The organism is Stenotrophomonas chelatiphaga, from assembly GCF_001431535.1.
Taxonomy (GTDB): Bacteria; Pseudomonadota; Gammaproteobacteria; order Xanthomonadales; family Xanthomonadaceae; genus Stenotrophomonas; species Stenotrophomonas chelatiphaga.
The window spans coordinates 1-797 of record NZ_LDJK01000111.1; the positions used below are offsets into that span (position 1 = coordinate 1).

Here is a 797-nt window from a genome sequence, read left to right on the forward strand (position 1 = left end):
AATTCAAGATGGGCGAAGACTGTGCGACCAGCTGCCGCCAGGACTCACTGCGCAGCCTGCGGCAGGCATTCGCCCCAGGCTGAGGAAGGCGCGCTGGTGTCAGCGCTCCTGCTCATCGAAGTACTTGAAGGTGTAGCCGATCAGGCTCCAGCTGCCACCGCCCTTCGAGCCAGCCCGCCATTTGTAGGTCCAGGTTTCCAGACCACCATTGCGCTGGCTGCTGACGCTGATCACGTCGCCTGGTTTACCGCTTGCCGGAAGGGGAACGGGCGGGCTGTCTCCCGGCGCGCGTTGCATGCTGTCCGGCCCGAAAACCACCGTCCTGCTTATTTCAAGCTGCTCCGCCTGAAGCCGCGGAGGGAACCCGGGCGAATGCCGTTTGATCCAGGCTCGCGTGGCAGCGCCGTCCGCAGATCGTGCGTCCACCACGACCGTTCTGGTGCTGGTGATCAGTTCGTCGTCTGCCCTCGCGCCCTGGGTCATCGCCAGCATCGCACCGGCAAGCAGGATCGTCATCGTCGTCTTGTTCAAACAAGCCATTGGTTTCTCCCTCGCCGGCAGGCCCGGCCACCTGATTCCAGGACAGCGGACGTGGCCATGCAAGGTAACGGCCGTAATCCTGCGTGCAGCGCCAAGGGCAGACGCCACCGCTGGGTCAGGTGCGGCTTCACCAGTGCGGATCAGGACTTCGCTGCGGACCAGGAATCCTGCAGGCCCGCCATGCTTCCGGCAGTGGCTACGCGTTGTCGCTGACGCTGGTCGGCCTGCGCCTGCAGGAATTCAAGATGGGCGAAGAC

General features: G+C 64.2%; 1 protein-coding gene. It reads right to left on the reverse strand.

The genetic code is table 11. The annotated features are described in order from the left end of the window. Positions 1-99: 99 nt before the first annotated feature. Positions 100-516 carry a hypothetical protein gene (locus ABB28_RS17155; protein ID WP_152983505.1) on the reverse strand — a complete coding sequence of 139 codons (417 nt, stop codon included), beginning with the start codon at positions 514-516 and terminating at the stop codon, positions 100-102. Positions 517-797: the final 281 nt, after the last annotated feature.

Excerpts from the sequence above, each read along its gene's own strand:
- ABB28_RS17155 (WP_152983505.1), bottom strand. The coding sequence starts at position 516 with ATGACGATCCTGCTTGCCGGTGCGATGCTGGCGATGACCCAGGGCGCG.